The organism is Yeosuana marina, from assembly GCF_011762485.1.
GTDB lineage: Bacteria > Bacteroidota > Bacteroidia > Flavobacteriales > Flavobacteriaceae > Yeosuana > Yeosuana marina.
Genome location: NZ_JAAKGI010000003.1, coordinates 570450 through 591630 on the forward strand (window position 1 = coordinate 570450; position 21181 = coordinate 591630).

At 32.1% G+C, this 21181-nt stretch carries 19 protein-coding genes and 1 tRNA gene; 13 read left to right on the forward strand and 7 right to left on the reverse strand.

Annotated elements, in window-relative coordinates; all coding sequences use genetic code 11:
• Positions 1 to 8 precede the first annotated feature (8 nt).
• The 3 genes from porM to G5V56_RS07070 all read left to right on the forward strand — a co-directional run bounded on the left by porM (position 9) and on the right by G5V56_RS07070 (position 3648).
• Positions 9 to 1571, forward strand: coding sequence for a type IX secretion system motor protein PorM/GldM (gene porM / locus G5V56_RS07060; protein ID WP_166963257.1), 1563 nt, complete (start codon positions 9 to 11; stop codon positions 1569 to 1571).
• Between the two features lie 44 nt (positions 1572 to 1615).
• Entirely contained in the window at positions 1616 to 2506 is an 891-nt protein-coding gene (porN, locus tag G5V56_RS07065) for a type IX secretion system ring subunit PorN/GldN (RefSeq protein WP_166963259.1), read from the forward strand.
• Positions 2507 to 2607: 101 nt separating this feature from the next.
• Positions 2608 to 3648 carry an NAD(P)/FAD-dependent oxidoreductase gene (locus G5V56_RS07070; RefSeq protein WP_166963261.1) on the forward strand — a complete coding sequence of 347 codons (1041 nt, stop codon included), beginning with the start codon at positions 2608 to 2610 and terminating at the stop codon, positions 3646 to 3648.
• Between the two features lie 6 nt (positions 3649 to 3654).
• Here G5V56_RS07070 and G5V56_RS07075 read toward each other — a convergent pair whose 3' ends face one another.
• Positions 3655 to 4041 carry a DUF983 domain-containing protein gene (locus tag G5V56_RS07075; protein ID WP_166963263.1) on the reverse strand — a complete coding sequence of 129 codons (387 nt, stop codon included), beginning with the start codon at positions 4039 to 4041 and terminating at the stop codon, positions 3655 to 3657.
• Between the two features lie 85 nt (positions 4042 to 4126).
• Between G5V56_RS07075 and G5V56_RS07080 the strand changes: the two genes are divergently transcribed.
• The 10 genes from G5V56_RS07080 (at position 4127) to G5V56_RS07125 (ending at position 15761) form a co-directional block, all read left to right on the forward strand.
• Positions 4127 to 6034, forward strand: a complete 1908-nt coding sequence (locus tag G5V56_RS07080; protein WP_166963265.1) for an ABC-F family ATP-binding cassette domain-containing protein — start codon at positions 4127 to 4129, stop codon at positions 6032 to 6034.
• Between the two features lie 75 nt (positions 6035 to 6109).
• The gene (locus G5V56_RS07085; protein ID WP_166963267.1) at positions 6110 to 7231 is read left to right on the forward strand and encodes an efflux RND transporter periplasmic adaptor subunit; all 1122 of its coding nucleotides are present in this window, start codon (positions 6110 to 6112) and stop codon (positions 7229 to 7231) included.
• A gap of 3 nt (positions 7232 to 7234) precedes the next feature.
• The gene (locus tag G5V56_RS07090) at positions 7235 to 10432 is read left to right on the forward strand and encodes an efflux RND transporter permease subunit (protein WP_166963268.1); all 3198 of its coding nucleotides are present in this window, start codon (positions 7235 to 7237) and stop codon (positions 10430 to 10432) included.
• Positions 10422 to 11735, forward strand: coding sequence for a TolC family protein (locus G5V56_RS07095; protein ID WP_166963269.1), 1314 nt, complete (start codon positions 10422 to 10424; stop codon positions 11733 to 11735). The genes G5V56_RS07090 and G5V56_RS07095 overlap by 11 nt, the downstream gene beginning before the upstream one ends.
• Before the next feature lie 170 nt (positions 11736 to 11905).
• Positions 11906 to 12730, forward strand: coding sequence for a Two component regulator three Y domain protein (locus G5V56_RS07100; RefSeq protein WP_166963270.1), 825 nt, complete (start codon positions 11906 to 11908; stop codon positions 12728 to 12730).
• Between the two features lie 77 nt (positions 12731 to 12807).
• Positions 12808 to 12990, forward strand: coding sequence for a CPXCG motif-containing cysteine-rich protein (locus tag G5V56_RS07105; protein WP_166963271.1), 183 nt, complete (start codon positions 12808 to 12810; stop codon positions 12988 to 12990).
• A 119-nt stretch (positions 12991 to 13109) separates the two neighbouring features.
• Positions 13110 to 13182 (forward strand) — tRNA-Met (locus G5V56_RS07110).
• Between the two features lie 53 nt (positions 13183 to 13235).
• A complete protein-coding gene (locus G5V56_RS07115) occupies positions 13236 to 14552 on the forward strand; it encodes a tyrosine-type recombinase/integrase (RefSeq protein WP_166963272.1) in 1317 nt (438 codons plus the stop codon).
• Positions 14549 to 15289 carry a hypothetical protein gene (locus tag G5V56_RS07120; RefSeq protein WP_166963273.1) on the forward strand — a complete coding sequence of 247 codons (741 nt, stop codon included), beginning with the start codon at positions 14549 to 14551 and terminating at the stop codon, positions 15287 to 15289. Before G5V56_RS07115 ends, G5V56_RS07120 begins: the two co-directional genes overlap by 4 nt.
• Positions 15290 to 15326: 37 nt before the next feature.
• Positions 15327 to 15761, forward strand: coding sequence for a hypothetical protein (locus G5V56_RS07125; protein ID WP_166963274.1), 435 nt, complete (start codon positions 15327 to 15329; stop codon positions 15759 to 15761).
• A 566-nt stretch (positions 15762 to 16327) separates the two neighbouring features.
• Here G5V56_RS07125 and G5V56_RS07130 read toward each other — a convergent pair.
• The 6 genes from G5V56_RS07130 to G5V56_RS07155 all read right to left on the reverse strand — a co-directional run bounded on the left by G5V56_RS07130 (position 16328) and on the right by G5V56_RS07155 (position 20896).
• The gene (locus G5V56_RS07130; RefSeq protein ID WP_166963275.1) at positions 16328 to 16768 is read right to left on the reverse strand and encodes a hypothetical protein; all 441 of its coding nucleotides are present in this window, start codon (positions 16766 to 16768) and stop codon (positions 16328 to 16330) included.
• A gap of 131 nt (positions 16769 to 16899) precedes the next feature.
• Positions 16900 to 17409, reverse strand: a complete 510-nt coding sequence (locus tag G5V56_RS07135; RefSeq protein ID WP_166963276.1) for a hypothetical protein — start codon at positions 17407 to 17409, stop codon at positions 16900 to 16902.
• A gap of 14 nt (positions 17410 to 17423) precedes the next feature.
• Positions 17424 to 17795, reverse strand: coding sequence for a hypothetical protein (locus G5V56_RS07140; protein ID WP_166963278.1), 372 nt, complete (start codon positions 17793 to 17795; stop codon positions 17424 to 17426).
• Positions 17796 to 18235: 440 nt separating this feature from the next.
• On the reverse strand, positions 18236 to 19342 hold the full coding sequence (locus G5V56_RS07145; protein WP_166963280.1) for a TlpA family protein disulfide reductase: 1107 nt from the start codon (positions 19340 to 19342) through the stop codon (positions 18236 to 18238).
• Positions 19343 to 19482: 140 nt separating this feature from the next.
• Positions 19483 to 20337, reverse strand: coding sequence for a hypothetical protein (locus tag G5V56_RS07150; protein ID WP_166963282.1), 855 nt, complete (start codon positions 20335 to 20337; stop codon positions 19483 to 19485).
• Between the two features lie 157 nt (positions 20338 to 20494).
• The gene (locus G5V56_RS07155) at positions 20495 to 20896 is read right to left on the reverse strand and encodes a hypothetical protein (RefSeq protein WP_166963284.1); all 402 of its coding nucleotides are present in this window, start codon (positions 20894 to 20896) and stop codon (positions 20495 to 20497) included.
• Positions 20897 to 21181: the final 285 nt, after the last annotated feature.

Consider the following 21181-nt stretch of genomic DNA (forward strand, 5'->3'; position numbering starts at 1 on the left):
AATTAGACATGGCAGGAGGAAATTTATCACCCAGACAGAAAATGATTAACTTGATGTATTTAATATTTATAGCTATGCTAGCATTAAATATGTCAAAAGAAGTGCTTTCAGCATTTGGAATAATGAACGAAAGGCTAACCGAGTCTAATGAAGCTGCATCAGAACGTAATGCTGCTTTTCTAGCAGGTTTAGACCAAAAAGCAAGTGAACAACCAGAAAAATACGAGTTGTTAAAAGTTAAAGCTAGTAAAATTAAAGGACTAGCAAATAACTTTAATACTTACTTAGAAGATTTAAAAAGTAAGATGACTGCTAAGATTGATGATCCTACAGATTATGAGATCATGGATAAAGGCGATTATTTAGACGAGCACTTTTTTAAAGGCGATATTATCAAGCCAGATGGTAAGGAGTTTTTAGCCCAAATGAAAACTTTTAGAGATGGCGTTGCAGAAGTGTTAAAAGATAATCCAGAAATGGAAAATGTTATTAAAGATGTACAAAAGAAATTTAATACAGACGATCAAAAAAGAGGTGCTGGAAAAGTTAATTGGTTAGATCTTAATTTCAAAGGATTTCCATTAGTGGCTTCGCTAACAAAAATGACCCAACTTCAATCTGATATTAAAACAACAGAATCTGAAGTAATGTCTACAATGTTAAAAGGAACATTGACTAGTGAAGTGTCTATGACAAACTATACAACCTTATTAGAAACATCTAAATCTGCTTACTTTAATGGAGAGCAATTTGATGGAGAGATTGTGTTAGGAAGAACAGACGCTAGTACAAAACCTAATAGAGTAGAATTAACTTTAGACGGAAGAAAACTGGTTGAAGAAAAAGATTTTACTATCGAAGGTGGTAAAGTTAAGTTAAAAGTAAATGCTGGTTCAGCAGGCGAACATAAAATTGGAGGTAAATTAATTTTTGCTCAAGATGGAAAAGAAGTTGAAGTTCCTGTACAACAGTCATTTGCTACTGTTCCTAAACCTAATGCAGCAACTATTTCTGCCGATAAAATGAATGTGGTATATCGTGGTGTTAAAAACCCAATGACCATTTCGTTTGCAGGAGTTTCAGATAATAAAGTGGTTGCTAGCGGACAAGGATTAAGTAGAGCCGGTGGTAGTAAATATATCATGGACGCTACGATGATTAAAGGTAGAGAAGTTACCATTAATGTAAATGGTACATTACCTGATGGACAAAAAGTAAGTGATAATGCTGTTTTCAGAATTAAAGATTTACCTAAACCAACAGGAACTGTAAGAGGTGAAGATGGATCATTAAGCATGCAACGTAATAGCCTTGAAATCTCTACAATTGGAGCTAAGTTTGATGATTTTGATTTTGAATTACCATTACGTGTTACAGGATTCAAATTTAAAGTCCCAGGACAGCCTACCATTCAAGTTAACGGAAGCAAGTTAGATGCTCGTGCAAAACAAGCATTGAGTAAAGCAAAACGTGGTTCTGGAGTTCAAATATTTGATATTGAAGCAAAAGCTCAAGGTGTTAGTGTTATACTTAAAAAAGTATCGCCAGTATTTATTGAGCTTACAAATTAGAACAGAATTATATTAAGATTCTGATAAATTAAAATACGAAACAGATGAAATTGAAAAGTTTTTTACTTACCGTCACTACTGTTTTTGCAGTCTCAGGTGTATTTGCACAAGCCAATATACTTAATGCAAAAAGTCCTGAGGAAATTGGAGTTAGAACAGATGCGCAAAAAGCTATTGACAATGATAAACCACTAGAATATGGTTATGTTGATGATAGAGATATACTTTTTTCAAAAATGGTATGGGAAAAAGTTGTTCTAGATGAGCGTGTTAATTTTCCATTATATTATCCAATTGACACAAATAACATTGGAAAGACTAGACGGTCTTTATACGATGTGCTTATGAAGAACATTGAAAATGGTAATATAAAAAACATTTATGATGATTCTTATTTTACATCAAAGCGTACATTAAAAGATATTGAATCAGCTTTGGTAAAAATTGACACAACAGAGCTCGGTATTGAACAAATCAATGCTGGCGAACAATTATCAGCTGAGTATATCAACAGAAGAGATATAACAGCAGCAGATATCAAAGAATACCGTATTAAAGGCCTTTGGTATTTTGATAAACGTCAAGCCGAAATGAAATACAGATTATTAGGAATTGCACCAGTAGCTCCAGATGTGAATTTCATTGATACAGACCAACCCGATTTAGTTGAACTTTTTTGGGTGTTCTTACCAGATGCTAGAAACGTGTTACACGAAGCAAAAGCATTTAATAACGAGAACAGTAGCATGCCTTTTTCTTATGACCATATTTTAAACGCAAGACGTTTTCATGGGGTTATTTACAAGGAAGAAAATGTTCAGGGAGACAGAAAAATTAATGAGTACGTAAATCGTAATGCATTAATGCAATTATTAGAATCTGAAAGAATCAAGGATAAAATTAGAGATTTTGAACTTGATATGTGGACTTATTAAGTCACACAATTTAATAAACAAAGTAAAACGCTCACTTTTAAGTGGGCGTTTTTGTTTTTACAAAAGTAAACATCTAATTTCTGTGTATATTCGCTATAGTTATGGAAGTAGATTATATCATTATAGGCTGCGGGCTGGCAGGCATTAGTTTTTGTGAGCAACTTAGGGTTCATGATAAGACGTTTATTGTTTTTGATAACAAATCGCAACAATCTTCAGCTGTTGCAGGTGGTTTATATAATCCAGTTGTTTTAAAGCGTTTTACGCCCGTATGGAAGAGTAAGGAACAGTTAGAGATAGCCTTGAAAATGTACGCGCGTTTGGAAGCTGAATTCAATGTAAAACTAGATTATAAAATTCCTGTATTTAGAAAATTTTCTTCACTTGAAGAACAGAATAATTGGTTTGCTGCATCAGATAAGTCAACGTTATCTGAATATCTTTCAGTACAATTGATTAAAAACACTAATCTATGTATTCAAGCTCCCTTTGGTTTTGGGGAAGTATTAGAAACAGGACGTATAGATGTTCCCTGTTTAATAGAAGCGTACAAGTTGTATTTATTGAAAAGGGAGATGTTTTTTGAAAACGACTTTGATTATAATAAAATAAATGTAAGTGAGAACTCAGTTCAATATAAAAACATACAAGCAAAGCATATCGTATTTGCAGAAGGCTTTGGTCTTAAAATCAATCCTTTTTTTAACAACTTACCATTAGTACCCACTAAAGGGGAATTACTTACTATTTTTGCGCCAGATTTGTCTATCGATTTTGTTTTAAAGGGCCCAGTGTTTTTAATTCCTTTAGGAGACCATTTATATACGGTTGGAGCAACTTATAATTGGGAAGATACCACAAATAACATAACAAAAAAGGGTAAAGACGAATTGTTAAGCAAGCTTAAAACTTTAATAGCATGCTCCTTTGAGGTGGTTAATCATGTTGCAGGTGTTCGGCCTACTGTTAAGGATAGGCGTCCTTTGGTTGGTCAACATAAAACTCACAAAAATATGTTTATATTGAATGGTTTAGGAACAAGAGGCATTATGATAGGACCATATGTAGCAACACAACTTTTTAAGTTTATTGAGAATGGAACCTCCTTAGACGAGGAGATAAATATTGCTAGATTTGAGTAATATGTTTTAGTGTTTTTTTGATGCCGATTTGTCGTAATGAATAAACATGTTTATCCAAATATTTCTTGAAAGACGCATAATAATAGGCATAAATACGACTAGCGTACAAACAATGGCTATAAATGTTATGTTTAAATTTGCCTGAAAAATAAGATTAGCAATAACGAATGCTGCTACTGCAAAGGCAATACCTACGGCATAACTTACATACATGGCGCCATAAAAGAACGATGGTTCTAGTCGATATTTAGTATGGCATTTTGAACAACGCTCATTTATTTTAAGAGTATTTCCTAAATTATACGGATTCTTAAAAGTATACATGGATTCTTCATGACATTTTGGGCATTTTCCAGTTAAAATGCTATATAATGAGGTTCCTTTTTTTAACATATAAATTAATGTATTTTTGCATGCGCATTTACAGGGCAAAAGTAAGTTTAAAATTGTTAGCCTTTGTAATATAAGTTACATTTCTATGATGAACATTCACAATTTATCAATTTCATTTCAAGGAGATTATCTTTTTGAGGATATTACCTTTAAGTTAGATAATGGCGATAGAGTCGGTTTAATTGGTAAAAATGGGGCAGGTAAATCAACCATGCTTAAAATTTTATCAAAAGAAATAGAACCAGATTCTGGTCAAATAGCTACCGATAAAGAACTTAAAATAGGGTTTTTAAAACAAGATATTGATTTTGATTTAGGAAGAACCGTACTAGAAGAAGCCTATGAAGCTTTTACTGAAATAAAAGAAATTGAAGCTAAGGTTGAAAAAGTTAATGAACAATTAGCTGAGCGAACCGATTACGAAAGCGAAGGCTATCATCAATTAATGGTTGATGTAAACGAATATCATCATCAATACGAAATTTTAGGAGGTTATAATTATCAAGGTGAAACAGAAAAGATTCTTCAAGGTTTAGGATTCCAAAGAAAGGATTTTGAAAAGTTAACAGACACGTTTTCTGGCGGTTGGCGTATGCGTATAGAGCTAGCAAAACTGCTGCTTCAAAACAATGATATTTTATTGTTAGATGAGCCTACAAACCATTTAGATATAGAATCTATTATATGGTTAGAAGGGTTTTTAAAAAACTACTCAGGTGCTGTAGTAATAGTGTCGCATGATAAAATGTTTTTAGATAATGTGACCAATAGAACTATAGAAATTTCATTAGGTAGAATTTATGATTATCCAAAACCGTATTCAAAATATTTAGTTCTAAGAGAAGAACTCAAAGTTCAGCAATTAGCTTCTCAAAAAAATCAACAAAAACAAATTGAACAAACAGAAAAGCTTATTGAAAAATTTCGTGCCAAAGCATCCAAAGCTACCATGGCACAATCACTTATCAAAAAGCTAGATAGAATTGATAGAATTGAAGTAGATGAAGACGATAATAGTGTTATGACCCTTAAATTTCCAGTGTCTATTACGCCAGGTAAAGTGGTTGTTGAGGCTCATGATATTTCAAAAAACTATGGAGATAATCAAGTTTTAAAGCATATTGATATTGTAATAGAACGCGATAGTAAAACAGCCTTTGTTGGTCAAAATGGTCAGGGTAAATCTACTCTTGCAAAAATAATTGTAGGTGACATAAAGTTTGATGGTCATTTAAAATTAGGCCATAATGTGCAAATAGGATATTTTGCCCAAAATCAAGCAGAGTATTTAGATGGTAATAAAACGGTTTTAAATACCATGATTGATGCTGCTAATGAAACAAATAGAAGTAAGGTAAGAGATATATTGGGTTCGTTTTTGTTTCGAGGTGATGAGGTGGATAAATACGTGCGTGTTTTGTCTGGAGGAGAACGAAACCGTTTGGCACTGGCAAAACTATTATTGCAGCCTCTAAATGTCCTTATTATGGATGAGCCTACAAATCACTTAGATATAAAATCTAAAAACGTTTTAAAGGAAGCTCTTATTAAATTTGAAGGGACTTTAATTTTGGTGTCACATGATAGAGATTTTCTTCAGGGACTAACAAACAAGGTATACGAGTTTAAAGACCACAAGATTAAAGAGTATTTAGGAGATATCGATTTTTATCTTGAACAACGAAATGTTTTAAACCTTAGAGAGGTTGAAAAACGTAATGTGGTAAAGGAAACTCCTAAAGAAAATAAGCAACAGTCTTACGAGGATCAAAAAAAATTAAAGTCTTTAAATAATAGGCTGAGTAATGTAGAAGCTAAAATTAATCAACTAGAAAAGGAAATTAAAGACATAGATTTGTCACTTGAAATTAATTATGAAGAAGTGACCTCAAAACCTAATTTTTTTGACGATTACCAAAAAAAGAAGGCAGACCTTCAAGAGTTGATGGAAAAATGGGAAGATATTCAAATAGATTTAGAATCTATTAAATAGTGCTATTTTAACTTTTTTAACATTTCTATCTTACTTTTAGCTAAATTTGTCCACAATACCATCAAATTATTTTTAATGAGAAAAACTATACTTTCAATTATTGGAGTTTTATTAATTATTACCTCCATTTTTTTTGCAAAATCTTTAATTGCCAGTAAAAATAAACCAAAACCAATTCTTGAAAAAGTGGTAAAAACAGTGTTTATAGATACGGTAAGAAATAGTCAAATTCAGATAGAAATACCAGGAAATGGTAGTTTGGTGGCTAAACGTCGTGTTGAGATTTACTCAGAAGTTCAGGGTGTTTTTAAGACAAGCAATGTGTTGTTTAAACCAGGGCAAATGTATAAAGCAGGACAAACTTTAATTAGTATAGATGCATCTGAATATTACGCAACTGTTCAATCGGCCAAAAGTAATTTATATAATGCCATAGCCGCTATTATGCCTGATTTAAGATTAGATTTTCCTGAAGTTTATCAAAAATGGCAACAGTATCTTAATGCATTTGATTTAAGTAAAACTGCACCAAAACTACCTGAAATAACTTCTGAAAAAGAAAATTATTTTATAACAGGACGTGGTATCGTTTCTAGTTATTATAATTTAAAAAATCTAGAGCAACGTTTATCTAAATACACAATAAAAGCTCCATTTACCGGTATATTAACAGAAGCATTGGTAACTGAGGGGACCTTAGTAAGAAATGGTCAAAAATTAGGAGAGTTTATAGATCCATCGCAGTATGAAATGGAAGTGGCAATTAGTAAATCATTTGCCAGTTTACTAAAAGTTGGAGAAGAAGTACGGCTAAATAATTTAGATAAAACAAATTTTTATACTGGAAAAATTTCAAGAGTTAATGGTAGTATTGATAAAACAACACAAACAATTACTACTTATATTGATGTTAAGAATCCTAAATTAAAAGAGGGAATATATTTAGAAGCCAATATAAAAGGAGAAATAGTAAAAGATGCTATAGAAATTGATAGGAATTTATTACTTGAAGACAATCAAATATTTGTATTGGCAAAAGGAATGTTAAATACAATTCCTGTAACTCCAGTCTATTTTTCCGATACTAAAGTAGTTTTAAAGGATGTTCCAAACGGAACGATAATTCTTAAACGACCAGTTCCAGGTGCGTATGTAGGTATGCTGGCAAAACCTTTTGATGCTAATGCTAACCAATAATATATGAGAAAACTAATTACGTATTTTATTAGATATCATGTTGCGGTTAACATTTTTATCATTGCTTTTTTCTCGTTTGGGATTATAGGTTTATTGTCATTAAAATCGTCCTTTTTTCCGTTAACCGATTCTAAAATAATCAATATCAATATAACCTATCCTGGAGCGTCTCCTCAAGAAATTGAAGAGGGTATTGTATTACAAATAGAAGATAACCTTAAGGGTTTAAAAGGAGTTGATAGAGTTACATCGGTATCCAGAGAAAATAGTGGAACCATAACTGTTGAAATTCAAAAAGGAGAGAATATAGACTTCATGCTTCTCGAGGTAAAAAATGCAGTTGATAGAGTGTCGTCCTTTCCAACAGGTATGGAACCCTTAATCGTTGCAAAGCAAGAAGCGGTGAGGCAAACCATTTCTTTTGCGGTAAGTGGAAAAGATATTCCACTAGCCACCTTGAAACAAATTGCTAGACAAATTGAAAACGATCTGCGAACTATTGACGGTATTTCTCAAATAGAATTATCTGGTTATCCACAAGAGGAAATTGAGATTGCCGTTAACGAGACTAGTTTACTGGCCTATAATTTAACCTTTGATCAGGTTGCTCAAGCTGTTAGTTTATCAAATATTTTAGTTACTGGAGGTAATATAAAAACTGATGCAGAAGAATATTTAATACGGGCTAACAATAAAAGCTACTATGGCGATGAGCTTTCAAATACCATTATAAAGGCGTCTAATGATGGGAAAACCGTTAGGTTAAAAGATGTAGCCATTATTCGCGATCGATTTGCTGAGACGCCAAACGCTTCTTATTTTGACCAGAAATTGTCTGTTAATATTACGATTACTAGTACCAATAGTGAAGACTTAATGTCTTCGGCAGATAACGTAAAAAAATATATAGAAGAGTACAATCAAAAGTATAATAATGTTCATCTAGATGTTGTTAGAGATCTGTCAGTTACCCTAAATCAGCGTACTCAATTGCTTGCCGAAAATGCTATTATAGGAATGTTATTGGTGTTGTTTTTCTTATCACTTTTCCTGAATACAAGAGTTGCTTTTTGGGTAGCTTTTGGTTTACCCATTTCCTTTTTAGGGATGTTTATTTTTGCTGGACAATTTGATGTAACTATTAATGTGTTATCTCTTTTTGGGATGATTATCGTTGTTGGTATTTTGGTCGATGATGGTATTGTGGTTGGTGAAAATATCTATCAACATTACGAAAAAGGAAAATCTCCTATTCAAGCTGCTATTGATGGGACTATGGAGGTAATTCCACCCGTTGTTTCGGCTATTATTACCACGTTATTGGCATTTTCATTATTTTTCTTTTTAGAAAGTAGAATTGGTGAGTTTTTTAGCGAAGTATCTGTGATTGTTATGCTAACGCTTGCAGTTTCATTAATAGAAGCTCTTATTATACTGCCTGCTCACTTAGCACATTCAAAAGCACTACATAAAATAGAAATTGAAAAGCATCCTTCAAAGATTAAACAGTTTTTTGCTAAAATGCGGGAAATAAACAAAATTGGGGATAGATTTATGCGCTTTTTACGTGATAAAGTTTATAGCCCAACTTTGGAGTTTGTTTTAAAATTTAAGCTATTATCCTTAGGAATTTTTGTTTCATTATTGATTTTAACATTTGGGGCCATTGGAGGAGGCGTTATAGGCGTAACCCTTTTTCCTTCAATAGCAAGTGATACTGTTTCGATAGAACTAAATATGCCTAATGGAACGAATGTAAAGGTTACAGATTCTATTATTTCAATGATTGAAGAAAAATCTTTTATTGTGAATAAAGAATTTACTGAGAAATATTTAAAAGGAACAGGTAAGGAACTTTTTGAGAATACAATTTTAACCTTAAATAGTAGCTCAAGTGCGCGATTGCAATTAAACTTATTGCCAGGAGAAGAACGTCCAGATGTTATCAATTCTTCATTAGTTGCTAACAGGTTAAGAGAATTAGTAGGACCAGTAATAGGAACAGAACGTCTTATTTTTGGTTCAGGAGGAAATTTTGGTGGAAGCCCAGTTTCTGTATCCTTATTAAGTAATAATATTTCAGAATTAAAGACAGCAAAAACAGAGTTAAAAGCCTATTTAGAGCGTAATCCGTTATTAAAAGATATAGAAGATAACGATCCTGCAGGCATTAAAGAAATTCGTTTACAATTAAAAGAAAATGCTTATTTATTAGGCTTAGACTTAAGAACTGTTATGAACCAGGTAAGAGCTGGGTTTTTTGGAGTACAAGCACAACGTTTTCAAAGAGGTCAAGACGAAATACGAGTTTGGGTTCGTTATGACAGAAGTAATAGAGAGTCAATCAATGATTTAGATGATATGCGAATTGTAACACCATCTGGCGATCGTGTTACTTTAAAAGATATTGCTACCTACGTTATAGAAAGAGGAGATGTTGCTATTAACCATTTAGATGGGCAACGCGAAATTCAGGTGTCTGCAGATTTAAAAGATCCAAATAGCAGTGCAACCGATATATTAGAAGATATAAGAACGGTTTTTATTCCAGAGTTACAATCTAAATATCCAACCATTTCCGCCTCCTATGAAGGTCAGAATAGAGAAGCTACAAAACTCTCAAGGTCTTTAAAAAGTGCTGGTGGTATTATTTTGTTACTTATCTATATTACCATTGCTTTTACTTTTAGAAGCTATAGTCAACCTATTTTACTGTTGTTATTAGTTCCTTTTAGTTTAACCGCTGTAGCTTGGGGACATTGGTTATTAGGGTTTCCTGTTAATATTATATCGTTATTAGGTATTATTGCTTTAATCGGAATTATGGTTAATGATGGTTTGGTGCTCATTGGAAAATTTAATAACAACTTAAAAGATGGAATGAAATTTGACGAGGCACTTTTAGATGCGGGTAAATCTAGGTTTAGAGCTATCTTTTTAACCTCTTTAACAACCATTGCAGGATTAGCGCCATTATTATTAGAGAAAAGCCGTCAAGCTCAATTTTTAAAACCAATGGCTATTTCAATTTCATTCGGAATTTTTTATGCTACCATTTTAACACTATTGCTGTTGCCTGTATTTATGTCTTTTAGTAATAGTATTAAGAAAAATGTAAAATGGTTGCTAACAGGTAATGAAGTGACTAAAGAAGAGGTTGAACGTGCCATAAAAGAACAAATTGAAGGAAATGAAGAATAGATTTATTTTTTTAATCGTATTGCTAGTAGTTTCTAAGGTGTTTTCTCAACAGATGTTAACACCAAATGAAGCTGTAGCTTTGGCTTTAGAAAATAATTACGGTATTAAACTGGCCGATAATCAAAAAGAACTTGCAAAAAACAATGCGAGTGTTTTAAATTCTGGATTTTTGCCAACTGTATCTGGAAATGCCGGAGCTACCTATAACATAGACGATACTGAAGCAGAATTTTCAAATGGAAACATAACTGTTTTAAATGGGGCAGAAAGTTCGCGTTATAATGCATCAGTGAATTTAAATTACACTTTGTTTGATGGTTTAGGCAGAAGTTATAATTACAAACAACTTAAAGAAGGATATCATTTAAGTGAGCTTCAGGCTAGAGAAACCATTGAAAATACGGTTTTTCAGTTATTTACTATTTATTATAATGTAGCTCAAATAACAGAGAATACCGCTGCTTTAAAGCAAACTTTAGCCATTTCAAACGATAGGTTGCTTCGGGCGCAGTATCAGTTTGATTATGGACAAAATACTAAACTAGATGTTTTAAATGCGGAAGTTGATATTAATAACGATAGCATTAATTTAATAAATTCCAAGCAGCAGTTAAAAAATGCTAAACGTGATTTAAATGTTGTTTTTGGAAATATTTTAAGTAATGATTTTGATGTTACTACATCCATTGAATTTAATGTTATTTATAATAAACAAGAGCTTTTTAATAAAGCAAAAACAAGAAATACAGCACTGTTACAAATTGAAAAAAATATTGACATAAGCGGGTTTGATATAAAGTCGGGCAAGTCGGCGTATCTGCCTACTATAGGTTTAACAGGAAGTTATGGCTGGAATAGAAATAATAACAATGCTGCTTCATTTTTAGCAGTTTCAACCAATACAGGTCTTTCCGGAGGTTTAAACCTTTCTTGGAATTTATTTGATGGAGGCAATACCATCACAAGAGTTAAGAATGCTAAAATAAATCTACAAAATCAACAATTACAGAAAGAGCAATTACTAGTTACTTTGGAGCGAGATTTTAATAATGCTTGGGACGATTATCAGAACAAATTGAATATTTATAAAATTAGAGAAGACAATATTTTTACTTCTGAAAATAATTTTAATCGAACCGAAGAAAAATTTAAAATGGGTCAAGTAAATTCTATCGAATTTAGACAAGCTCAGTTAAATTTGTTAAACTCTGAATTAAGTCGTAATCAAGCTAAATATGAAGCTAAGTTAGCAGAATTGCAGATGCTTCAGATTTGTGGTGAGCTATTAAATGTGAATTTTTAAATTATCTTATATTAAGAATCAATTAATTACCTTATTTAAGTTATTGTTTTGGTTCTTACAGTTCATCGAATAGTACTTGTTAAAATTTACCGTATTTCATCGAAAAAAATGGGTTTTAGTCTTGATTTAGCCTAATTTCGTAAGAGAATTAATCCCAAATTTATTCGACTATGAAAACCTTAAACTACACAATTGTCTTATTTTTTATATCAGTATTTTCTTTTGCCAATGTATCTCAAAAAGAAAAAGCAGCTTTAATTGCTTTGTATAATTCAACCAATGGCGCCCAATGGAATTCCACATGGGATTTAAAGTCCTCTGAGTACACTTGGTATGGTGTAAAAATAGAGGATAATAAAATTGTAGAATTAAGTCTTCAGTTTAATAATCTCCAAGGAACCTTACCTGAGGCAATAGGAGATTTGGTTAACCTAAGAAAGCTTAATTTAGGGTTTAATAAATTAAGCGGAACATTACCATCTTCTATTAAAAATTTACAAGAGTTAACATCTTTAGAATTATTTATGAACGGATTTGTTGGTAATATACCTAGTGAATTAGGTGAATTAAAAAATCTAGAATCTTTAAAATTATATAGTAATAAATTTACTGGACAGATTCCAGTAGCACTTACGAGATTAACCAATTTAAAAGAACTTTTGTTAGGAAGCAATTTTTTAACGGGTACAATACCAAGTCAAATAGCATCTCTAAGTCAATTACATAAGTTAAGTTTAATTGATAATAAGTTAGGAGGGCAAATTCCAGTAGAACTTGCTCAACTAAAAGATTTGGAAGAGTTAATACTATCAAAAAATCAATTAACAGGTGATGTTCCGACAGAATTTTTGAGTTTAACAAAGTTAAATACAATTATGTTAAGTGATAATAAATTAAATGAAGATTATATAAGTATTTCTGGGAAAAATCCACCAAAGTTGATGCAGTTGCAGGTGGATAGTGCAACAGCAACTATGGATATTGAAAAAGAATAGAATAATAAATCGTTAAAACAATTTACTTTTGAATAGACAATATATATTATATTGTCTATTTTTTTATTTAAAAAAGTATGCATGAACATCATTTTATTTGTCCGCATTGTTGGCAAAACATATCTATGTTGTTGGATGATTCAATCTCTAAGCAAGATTATATTGAAGATTGTGAAGTGTGTTGTAATCCAATTCAGATTACTTTAAAATTTAGTAATTCTGAATTGATAGATTTTCAAGCAGATAGCATTGAGCAATAATATTTTCTAATTTTATACTTGTAGAAATTAAAAAGGATTGTATATTTGCAATCCGAAATGATTTGGTCGGCATTATGAACCGAAAGTTAAAAGCTAAGTAAATCAGTTTATAATTAAATCGCGGGATAGAGCAGTAGGTAGCTCGTCGGGCTCATAACCCGAAGGTCACTGGTTCGAGTCCAGTTCCCGCTACAAAGTATAAAGTATTTAAAAACAGCGGTTTAGTTTTCCTAAACCGTTTTTTTATGTCTACAATTAAACAAATTCTTACATTTGCATACGAAAGTGAATACGAAAGTGCATACGATTTGTCTTTAAAACGAAATTTTTCCAACCCAAAAATCTATTCCGCTGGCGGTGATCTAACAAAGCGCTGGTATGTTTATTTTTCATTCCGAGATCCAAAGACCGGAAAATTAAAACGGGTGACCCCGTTTTATGGTGACGCCAATACCTATAAAACCAAAGAGGAACGCCTTTCCGTATTGGTGACCTATAGAAAAGTACTGTTAAGGCTGTTAAAACAAGGCTATAGCCCTTATGAAGACAATACGGAGCTATACCAGAGGTTAAACTCAAAAGAAAAACCGTTAGAAGCACAAAACATAAAGCAGGAGGACACCAAAACTTCACAGGAAGCAACAGAAACACCTTCCATGGATTTGAGGGAGGCCTTTGATTTTGGATTGAAACTAAAGGAAAAGCTGATCAACTCAAACACAAAAAAGAACTATGAAAATAAGATTAAACTCTTTTTACATTGGCTGGCGGACTCGCATCCAGAAATAAAAACAGTACAAGCGTTGGATAAAAAGATCCTAACGGAGTTCTTGAACCATGTTTTGGCCAACACCTCACCACGTAACAGGAACAATTATAGAACGGATTTGAGCAGCATCATGCAAGTGCTGGAGGACAATGACATTATCGGACAGAACTTTATAAAAAAGATACCCGTATTAAAATCCATTCCGAAAAGAAACAAAACATATACAGATGACCAGCAAGAGGAAATATTCAGTTACCTAGAAGAAAAGGATCCTTTAATGTTGCTGTTTATCAAGTTTATATCCTATAACTTTTTGCGTCCAAAGGAGGTATGCAGACTAACGGTCGGAGATATTAATCTAAGAGAGCAAATAGTGGTTTTTAAGGCAAAAAACAAACCATTGAAGACCAAAAGGATTCCAAGTATCATATTAAATGAATTGCCCGATCTATCACAAATGGATAAAGACCTTTTTTTATTTACCCCAAGTAAAATAGGAGGGACTTGGGACGCCCACGAAGACAGCAGGAGAGAACACTTTACGAATCGATTTAAACGTGTGGTCAAAGACCCTTTCGGTTTGGATGAAAATTATGGACTGTATAGCTTTAGGCACACGTTTATTACCAGTCTATACAGGACACTGGTAGAAGAATCATCACCATTTGAGGCCAAGAGTGAATTGATGCAGATAACCGGGCATTCGTCCATGGCGGCATTGGAGAAATACCTAAGGGACATAGATGCCGAGTTGCCTTCGGATTATTCCAATAAATTCAAGAAAAGAAAATGAGCAAACAGACCTTACATCAATTTTATCTTGACCTGATCCCAAACCTGCTGAATGAACTGTTTTTCTTTCTGTCAAAAAATGAGATCCGCGAGGATATTATTGAAAAGGTCGATTTTTTTAAAAAGTACGATGTCCTCGACAAAGTATATGTAATTGATTATTACCAAGGCCCTATTGAGTATAAAAAGGGCAGAAACAACAATAGGGTTTTACTGAAGGGCAGTAATCTGGAACAGAACATATTCAATTTGATAGAGAAACGGAGTGAAGCCAACAAACAGGAGTTCGATTATGTGCTGAACAAATATTTTGAGCTGGTTGAGTACTTGTTCTTCGCCACTAATTGGATGAACACCAATCTGGCCCAAATCGTTCAAACAGATGATACCGTTATAGGACTGTTTCATTTACAGTTCATGAATTACAAAAAGCACTTTGAGGCTTTGGTAAGGCAATTTTATCCCAATAGAGAAGCAATCCCCAAGGGCAATTTTAATGCCCATGAAATCATAGAAACATATTTCCCAGATGTTTTAAAAAGCCTTGAACAAAATAACAGCCTTAAATCTAACATCAACAATGCAGAAAAAAAGACAACCGAATTAAATAATGCCACCCATTTAGCAACCACAACAGACAAAAAAACAAAGAGCACTGACAAGAAAGTGCTTATAACAGAAGAGGAAGCAGAAAAAATATTATTAAAAACATTTTTCAATATCAACATAAAAGATTAAATTATGCGTAAATTAAACGTATAATTTACGCATAAAGATGAAAAAAATACCAATTTGCACCCATTGTGGTGAAGAATATATACCAAAAAGGCGTGGAGTACAAAAGTTTTGCTCTAATTCATGTAGGTCCAGATATTGGTATTTGAAACAAAATAATAATAACAATAATAATGGCATCAAAGCATTGAAAGTTGTATCAGAAAACAACGATATGATACAATCAACACCCTCAGAAAAGATGAGTTGGGCAGGTTTCGGAAATGCCGTAACAGGAGCTGGAGCGGCTAAAATAGTTTCAGATTTATTGACTCCTGAATATAAAAAGCCAGCAACAAAGAAAGATATACAAGAAATTAAATCATTGATTAGTGGTGTACGTTATTTACCTGTTAATAATGCTGAAAATGATACTTATGGCAGAAAACCATTTTATGATATTGAAACTGGTTATGTTGTTTATTTATATCAATAAATAGATTTGTCATAGTATTTTTTTGTTATACCCAAAATATTAGGTTCCGTCGCATCTATTAGAAATAAGCATGGAAAGCTTAAAATGGTTTTAGCTTTTAAACTGCTATGGAAATAAATGATTTGTAGGTTGAAGCCTTTGCATTCAACAATTGATCTTTCTTTATCATTCTTACTATTTCTATGCCGGTTATGGTTTGCTTGGCAGTTGCAATGTTATTGAAAAGTTGTTGTTGGTGTGGTGTTATTAAAAGAAGGAGTATATTTTAATGTTGTTGCAAACCTGTTACAATGTCGTCGCAAGGTTGTTGCTTTTGAATACATTTGTACTATAAATGTTCTTATGTTTAGTTGAAACTTAAATACTTTTAATAAACTTTATTTACTTTTGAAGGTATAAATTTAGTTTCGGCTACAAGTGGTTTAAGTATATTGTAAGAGAAAATCCTCTAATTAACCATCAAGGCGAGGATTTTCCGAAGGAAAATCAGAAGCTAGCAAAACGCACTAACCCTTGATTAAGCACTAAACTAAGCATTATTTTTATACGGTGTTGTGTGTAGGCTTTTATTCCAGTCTTATATAAAATTGATGAATTTCGCCGACATCTTCACTAAATAATTGCGTTACTAGTTGAGATTCAGTTAATGAGATTATTTTGCAATGAGATTCTCCTAAATCGTCAGTTCCTAATTCTTTTTTCCAGTATTCATTGTTGATGTCAAAATGGATTATTTCATCCCCTTTATCAGACAGTTTCCACTTTCCAGTTTCATTCCAGACACACTGTTTTGATATGTATTTGCCGTTCGACAAATATTGAATTGTATCTCGGCAACTTAATTCTGCGTATTCTTTTCCGTCTGCTGTCCTTTCAATTTTATTCACCCATTTACCAACAATTATTTTATTCCAATCAGTATTTAATGAGTCATTTTGTCCAAATACAATGTTGGCAAAAATGGACAAAACGAATGTAATTCCTATTTTTATATTAAAGTTCATCATTTTTTTTGCTTACACACAACGGTTTCGTATAAGAATAGTGCGGTTTTGTGTGCGAGGATTTTCCGAAGGAAAATCAGAAGCAAACAAACAAGCACTAACTTTAGATTGAGGAATAAACTTACGCATTATTTTTATACAATGTTGTAGCACGTTTTTATTTTTCCTATCCAATTTTTTTTGTTTTCAATAATTTCAGTTGGTAATTCATTGATTTCGTTCTGTTCAATTTTTTCTAAACAAGCTTTAAATATAGTTTCAGTTCCGCTAATTTCTAAAATTTCATTTCGGTCAGGTTTTCCATATTCCAAAGTTATAAACGATGACCATATTCCGACGCGATATTGATTTTCCGTAATAAATCCAGCAAAATTTTGAAGTCCGATTTCTTGTATTATTTCTTTTCCAAGTTCAACTATTCCTCCGTATTCGTCAGAGTCCGATTTGTTGAAATCAAAGGGATGAATTTCCGAAAAATATAGGTTTTTACATGCGAATAGAAAGTCAGTCGTTTTTGTGTTCATCGTGTTTCCCAAATGTGCTACAACGGTTTGGTATAAAAATAGTTGCGTTTTTAAGCGAGGCAGATTTTCCGAAGGAAAATCGGCAGGAGCAAAAAAGCAACACCCTTTATTTAAGCACAAAAAAGCAATTATTTTTATACGGTGTTGTGTACCGTTTTTATTATTCTTTTATATTCTAATTTCCGTTTAATTGATGCATATAATAAAATTCCGTTGCATATAAAAAAAGCCAGAATTATTAAATGGAATCCACTATTCCAAATAGTATTGTAAATTAAAAACATCAGAAGTCCAGAAAGTAAATAAACGTTGAAATTCACATCGGAAAGATTGGATTTTGCTTGCTCTAAATCAATCTCTCTCTTTTTGTTTCGATTTAACTTTAAATCAGATGTCAGTTTTTCAAAGTTCTCAAATTCCAAATCGGTAATTTCCATCGTTCCACTAAAGGTAGTAATCTTAATCTTTCTGTAAACAGTTCCTTTAAATGCAAAGAAGTTTTCCAATTTCAGTTTTTTAATTTTAGTCAAGTCAATTTTTTCTTTTTTTAATAAAAATGGATAGATGGAAAGGATACTATTATTGTCAATAATTAATATTCTAAACTTATATAGTGAATAAAAAAAGATTCCGATAAAAAGTAAAATCATAAGCCCCATTATGATTTTCAAAATAATAAATAAGTCACCAGTAAATATATTTCTATTGAATGATAAGAATGTCAAAGTTCCGCTACATAGAAGCATTATTAAAAACCAAAATGAAGTAAATATGTTATTAATTCCGATTTTCATTTCTCAAATGGTACACAACGTGATTGTATATGGAAAGTTGCGTGTTTGTGTGCGAGGATTTTCCGAAGGAAAATCAGAAGCTAGCAAACAAGCAACTAACTTTGGTTTAGCTAAAACTAGCAATTTTTTTTATACGGTGTTGTGCAACGTTTTTATTTGGCTATAAATTCTTTAATATCCTTTTCTATTTGTTCCGAAAATCCAAAATACTCTTTCTGGACAATTCCTTTTTTATCAACTAAAAAGTACCTTGGCCAACTATTGACACCAAATTCTTTCTCCAATTCATTATTTCCTATCAAATTTTGAAAGGTAGTTTCTTTTTTTTCTAACAACTTGATGGCGTTTTTGTAGTCTTCCGAAACTATTCCGATTACGTTTAAGTCAGATGAAAATTTATTTTTTAGATTTTCCACTTTAGGAAATGATGCGATGCAAGGTCCGCACCAGACTTCCCAAAAGTCAATCAAAGTCAATTTGTCGTGATTAACCTTTACGATTTTATTCTTATCAAATAAATCAGGTAGTTCTAATGAAGGCAGTTTTTTCGCAAGTAATTTATTTGGCTTTCTTTTTTCAGGCTGAATAATTGTGTAATTTTGAAAAGATTGTTTCAAGTCCTTTATTGAATGTGTAACATTTTTATTGATTTTTACATCACTAAATTTTGCAATAGAGACTGCTTTATTTCCAAGGATTCTTGATGTTTGCTTAATCTCAATAGGGAAAAAGTTCGCTTTATTCAGTTCAAAAACCTTTATTCTGTCAGATGCATAATAAACAGTATCGTTTTCAAATTCGAAAGAGAGCAAATAGGAGTTTTCAGTTTCTGAAAGAGAAACGTTTTTGTAAATTGAGTCAAGCTTGAAAATATTTTGATGAACCATTTGTCCACCTGGACTGCCAATAAATCCAAAATACCCTGGTTCTACTTTATAGGTTTTATCTGTTTTAGAGATTTCGAATCCATTTCCAACATCATAAATATATTCTTTTTCAATGTCGTCTCTTTTGCCATAAAAAGAAAAACCAAAAACTTTATCATTTTTATCTTTTTCGATTAGAGCAAATCCAGTATTGTTCCATACAGTTCCACTTTGGGGAAATGTGTCAATTCTCTGCATTCGATATTCCAATAAATTTATATTGTCCGCATTCTCTTGAAATTTTGCAATGACGTAGTTTGTATCGATTTTAGTTTCTTCTTTACAACTCCAAAAAATTACTGTTGTTAAAAGGACGATAAAGGTTTTTTTCATTCGTTTTCGGTTTTTGGAAAATGTTGCACAACGTGATTGTATATGGAAAGTTGCGTGTTTGTGTGCGAGGATTTTCCGAAGGAAAATCGGAAGCAAGCAAACAAGCAACTAACATTGGTTTAGGTAAAACTAGCAATTTTTTATATACGGTGTTGTAACCAGTATTTTTTTCTTAAACTACTCAACTTCACATCGACTTTACATCTATTATTTTCAAAGTCAGAATAAAAGTAATCTTGAAATAATTTCAAATTGTCCCAATTCGAAAAACTTTTATAGTCTTTGCTTGAGAAATAATTTTTGCTGACTTTTAATTGTCCAACTTTCTCAAATTCCGTTTCTGCTTTTTTAAAATGTTGAGCATAATACCAACTAATTTGTTCCTTTGGTTTAAACTCTTTGTTTATTTGCTGTTCAAGTCTAAATAGTAGTTTTGCGTTTTCAAAATCTTTTTCGGTTGGCTTTTCCGATTTCTTAATGTCAGTTACAACAACTAAATTTAGTCCGAATTCCGTTTCTTTTTCCGATTCTAATACGAAAACACCACAATAATCTCCATCACTTAACTTAAAAACCAAACAATCGCCTTTTTCGAAAATTGCATTTAGTGATTTTTTTACTTTTTGTTTTCGAGCTGTCTTCTTTTCGGTTGATATTTTCTTTAAAAAACTATCTAAAACCTTTTTTCTTTTAGTCAAATCGGATTGTGAAGAGTCAAGTTCTTTCCACAATTCAATGTCCTTTCCAGATTCGACAATATCTTTAATCCGATTAAGAACTTTTGGGTCAAGTGATTTACATTCCCATTGACATTTTGCTAAAGTAATCCAAAAATTATTTTGGTCTTCGTGTGAATTAATCAGTTCCTTATTTTTCTGAATTAACTTTTCGGTAATTACAGAAACTTCCATTCCTTGATTGAATAATTCAAAGAATTCATAGTTTATATCTTCGTAAACATCATTTGAAGAAATTCCTGTTCCCCAAGTTCCCATATGCGTTTGTCAATATTGGTTACAACGAGTTTGTGTAAGGAACGTTGCGGTTTTGTGAGCGAGGATTTTCCGAAGGAAAATCAGAAGCAAGCAAAAGAGCAACGACCAAACGGTTAAACTAAAATAAGCAATGTTTTTTACACGGTGTTGTGTGTAGTTATTTTTTCGGTTCAATAATTTTTGGCAGAACACGAGTATAACATCTGACATCAACTTTACGATTTCTGTAAGTCGATTTAGTCAGATTTAATTCCGTAACTGCTTTTTTTATATCATTTTCAAATTCAGGTGAGCTCGGATATCCTTTTGTTGCAATATCTGTTACGTTCCCTTTTTTGTCAACAGTAAACCAAACATACATTTCTCCAGAATATTCATAATCCATGTCAATCAGATTCAAGATTTGGTCACGAAGACTTTTTTCTAAACATTTCGTTCTTTCCTTATCATCCGAAATTCCGTCGCAATCACTTTCGAATGGTGTTTTATCGACCATTGTAAAATGAACTGTATTTCCGTTTTTTTTCTTTACAAGTTTTAAGTCAGATTGAGAATGCATTATCGAGATATTTAAAATCCCGATAATAAAAGTCAAATAAATTAAGTTCAATTTCATTGTAGATTTCGGTTTTTCGCAATTACACACAACGGTTTAGTATAAGAATAGTGCGGTTTTGTGTGCGAGGATTTTCCGAAGGAAAATCAGACGTAACAAAATTGCACTAACCTTTGATTAAGCACCTAATTTAGCATTATTTTTATACATCTTAAGTTTGTCTTTTGTTAAATTAGATAAATAAATTAGAAAGAACAAAAGAGAGGATTAAGGTTATTTTATACGGTG

What these genes read in the sequence shown, in the direction of transcription:
- porM (WP_166963257.1), top strand. Translation starts at nt 9, where the DNA reads ATGGCAGGAGGAAATTTATCACCCAGACAGAAAATGATTAACTTGATG.
- porN (WP_166963259.1), top strand. Translation starts at nt 1,616, where the DNA reads ATGAAATTGAAAAGTTTTTTACTTACCGTCACTACTGTTTTTGCAGTC.
- G5V56_RS07070 (WP_166963261.1), top strand. Translation starts at nt 2,608, where the DNA reads ATGGAAGTAGATTATATCATTATAGGCTGCGGGCTGGCAGGCATTAGT.
- G5V56_RS07075 (WP_166963263.1), bottom strand. Translation starts at nt 4,041, where the DNA reads ATGTTAAAAAAAGGAACCTCATTATATAGCATTTTAACTGGAAAATGC.
- G5V56_RS07080 (WP_166963265.1), top strand. Translation starts at nt 4,127, where the DNA reads ATGATGAACATTCACAATTTATCAATTTCATTTCAAGGAGATTATCTT.
- G5V56_RS07085 (WP_166963267.1), top strand. Translation starts at nt 6,110, where the DNA reads ATGAGAAAAACTATACTTTCAATTATTGGAGTTTTATTAATTATTACC.
- G5V56_RS07090 (WP_166963268.1), top strand. Translation starts at nt 7,235, where the DNA reads ATGAGAAAACTAATTACGTATTTTATTAGATATCATGTTGCGGTTAAC.
- G5V56_RS07095 (WP_166963269.1), top strand. Translation starts at nt 10,422, where the DNA reads ATGAAGAATAGATTTATTTTTTTAATCGTATTGCTAGTAGTTTCTAAG.
- G5V56_RS07100 (WP_166963270.1), top strand. Translation starts at nt 11,906, where the DNA reads ATGAAAACCTTAAACTACACAATTGTCTTATTTTTTATATCAGTATTT.
- G5V56_RS07105 (WP_166963271.1), top strand. Translation starts at nt 12,808, where the DNA reads ATGCATGAACATCATTTTATTTGTCCGCATTGTTGGCAAAACATATCT.
- G5V56_RS07115 (WP_166963272.1), top strand. Translation starts at nt 13,236, where the DNA reads ATGTCTACAATTAAACAAATTCTTACATTTGCATACGAAAGTGAATAC.
- G5V56_RS07120 (WP_166963273.1), top strand. Translation starts at nt 14,549, where the DNA reads ATGAGCAAACAGACCTTACATCAATTTTATCTTGACCTGATCCCAAAC.
- G5V56_RS07125 (WP_166963274.1), top strand. Translation starts at nt 15,327, where the DNA reads ATGAAAAAAATACCAATTTGCACCCATTGTGGTGAAGAATATATACCA.
- G5V56_RS07130 (WP_166963275.1), bottom strand. Translation starts at nt 16,768, where the DNA reads ATGATGAACTTTAATATAAAAATAGGAATTACATTCGTTTTGTCCATT.
- G5V56_RS07145 (WP_166963280.1), bottom strand. Translation starts at nt 19,342, where the DNA reads ATGAAAAAAACCTTTATCGTCCTTTTAACAACAGTAATTTTTTGGAGT.
- G5V56_RS07150 (WP_166963282.1), bottom strand. Translation starts at nt 20,337, where the DNA reads ATGGGAACTTGGGGAACAGGAATTTCTTCAAATGATGTTTACGAAGAT.
- G5V56_RS07155 (WP_166963284.1), bottom strand. Translation starts at nt 20,896, where the DNA reads ATGCATTCTCAATCTGACTTAAAACTTGTAAAGAAAAAAAACGGAAAT.